This is a genomic window from Rhizobacter sp. P3_B12 (assembly GCF_056402895.1).
Map to the genome: position 1 here is coordinate 1 of NZ_JBFUGN010000936.1, position 2,421 is coordinate 2,421.

Annotated in this window: 3 protein-coding genes and 1 pseudogene; all 4 read right to left on the reverse strand. The window is 67.2% G+C overall.

What is annotated here, in order from left to right; genetic code table 11:
- Positions 1-453: histidine kinase (locus AC1D01_RS30335; protein WP_477873048.1), on the reverse strand; the 453-nt coding region annotated here is incomplete at its 3' end.
- Positions 454-477: 24 nt separating this feature from the next.
- On the reverse strand, positions 478-1,443 hold the full coding sequence (locus AC1D01_RS30340) for a magnesium and cobalt transport protein CorA (protein ID WP_477873050.1): 966 nt from the start codon (positions 1,441-1,443) through the stop codon (positions 478-480).
- A 21-nt stretch (positions 1,444-1,464) separates the two neighbouring features.
- Positions 1,465-2,052: a potassium-transporting ATPase subunit KdpC gene (kdpC, locus tag AC1D01_RS30345; protein ID WP_477873052.1), complete on the reverse strand. Its 588-nt coding sequence runs from the start codon at positions 2,050-2,052 to the stop codon at positions 1,465-1,467.
- A gap of 12 nt (positions 2,053-2,064) precedes the next feature.
- Positions 2,065-2,421: pseudogene (locus tag AC1D01_RS30350) on the reverse strand (potassium-transporting ATPase subunit B); the annotation flags it as partial.

Genomic DNA, 2,421 nt, shown 5'->3' on the forward strand with positions numbered 1-2,421 from the left:
CTCCAGGTGCTGCACGTTCAGCGTGCTGTAGACGTCGATGCCGGCGGCCAGCAGCTCCTCGACGTCCTGCCAGCGCTTCGGGTGGCGCGAACCGGCGACGTTCGAATGCGCCAGCTCGTCGACGAGGATGAGCCCCGGCTTGCGGGCCAGGGCCGCATCGAGGTCGAACTCGGCCAGGCGCTTGCCGCGGTGGTCGATCTGCGCCGCCGGCAGCACCGGCATGCCTTCGAGCTGGGCGGCGGTGTCGCCGCGACCRTGCGTCTCGACGACACCGGCCACCACGTCCACGCCATCGGCCAGCAGCTGCCGAGCAGCGACCAGCATCGCATAGGTCTTGCCGACACCGGCAGATGAACCGAAGTAGATGCGCAGGCGACCGCGGCCCTCGCGCTGCTCGTCCGCGTGGATCTGCGCCAGCAAGGCGTCAGGGTCGGGGCGCTGGTCGTCGGTCATCGTCTCATGCAGATCAAGTTGAAGTCACAGCCAGCCGGAGCGCCGGAATCGCCACCACACGAACCCGCAGGTGGCGGCGATCAATGCCAGCGCGGCCGGGTAGCCCCAGCGCAGCTTCAGCTCCGGCATCACCTCGAAGTTCATGCCCCAGATACCGGCGAAGGCAGTGGCGACGGCGAAGATGGCGGCCCACGCCGCCAGGCGCTTCGTCACCTCGCCCTCCTCGATGGTGACCATCGACAGGTTCACGGTGATGGCGGTTGCGATGGTGTCGCGGATCGAATCGATCGCCGCGTCGATCCGCGCCAGGTGGTCACTGACATCGCGGAAGTAGGCCTGCGTGTTCTCGCACACGGCCGGTACCCGGCCCCCGTACAGCTTGCCGGCGAACTGCAGCAGCGGCGACACCGCGTGCTTCAGCGTCATCACCTTGCGCTTCAGCTCGTACAGGCGCTGGATGTTGGTGTGCGCCGCGCCGCGGATGAAGATGCGCTCTTCGATGCTCTCCAGCTCCGTCTGCAGCACTTCGAGGATCGGAAAGTAGCGGTCCACCACCGCGTCCATCAGTGCATAGAGAACGTAGCCGGATCCCTGCTTCAGCAAGCGGGGCTCGCGCTCGCAGCGCTCCCGCACGCCGAGGAAATGCTGCTTGCACCCGTTGCGCACCGACAGCACGTAGTTGGGTCCGGCGAACAGCGCCACCTCGCCGACATTCAAGTCGGTGCCGACCAGCTCGACGAGTTGCATGACCACGAACAGCGCGTCGCCATACTCCTCGACCTTGGGCCGCTGGTGGCCGTGGCTCGCATCCTCGATCGCCAGCGGATGGAGATTGAACTCCAGCCGCATGGTGTCGAGTTCCTGCGCCGACGGATCACGCAGCGCCACCCAGACGAAGCACTCGGGCTTGTCGAGGTAGTCGCTGATGTCCCGGACCGGCAGATCGACAAGCCGGGCTCCCGCCTGATAGGCCACACAGTTGATCAGCATCTCGGCGACGACGGGCGGCGGTCAGGAGGGTGTCACGTCGAGTGCCAGGTTCAGGCGCAGCACGTTGACGCGCGGCTCGCCGAGGAAGCCGAGCCAGCGCCCCTTGGTGTGCTGCTCGATCAGGTCCTGTACCTGCTTCGGCGACAGGTTCCGTGCCTTCGCGACCCGTGCTGCCTGGAACAGCGCACCCGCCACGCTGAGCTCGGGGTCGAGCCCGCTGCCCGACGCGGTCACCAGGTCGACCGGCACCGGCGCGGTGTTGCCGGGGTCGGCAGCGCGCAGCGCCTCGATGCGGCCCTTGACTGCATCGACGAGCGCCGGGTTCAGCGGCCCCAGGTTGGAGCCGCTGGAAGCGGTCGCGTTGTAGGGCATCGGCGCGGTGGCCGATGGGCGGCCCCAGATGTATTTCGGGTCGCTGAAGTTCTGGCCGATCAGCGCGGAGCCGATGGGCTTGCCGCCGCGCGTGATCAGGCTGCCGGCGGCCTCCTGGGGGAAGACGACCTGGCCGATGCCGGTCACGACGAGCGGGTAGGCGGCGCCGGTCAATGCGGTCAACACCGCGAAGGTGACGAGGGCCGGGCGAAGGAGGGACGAGACAGCGGAAGTCATGGTCGATGTTCCTCAGACAAGATGCAGCACGGACAGCAGCAGGTCGATCAGCTTGATGCCGATGAACGGCACGATCAGGCCACCGAGCCCGTAGATGAAGACGTTGCGGCGCAGCAGCGCGGCCGCACCGATCGCGCGGTACTTGACGCCCTTCAACGCCAGCGGGATCAGGAACACGATGACGATCGCGTTGAAGATCACCGCCGACAGGATGGCCGACGATGGGCTCGCGAGCCGCATCACGTCGAGCGCGGCGAGTTGCGGGTACGTGGTCGCGAACGCAGCCGGGATGATCGCGAAGTACTTGGCCACGTCGTTGGCGATCGAGAAGGTGGTCAGCGAGCCGCGCGTCATCAGCAACTGCTTGCC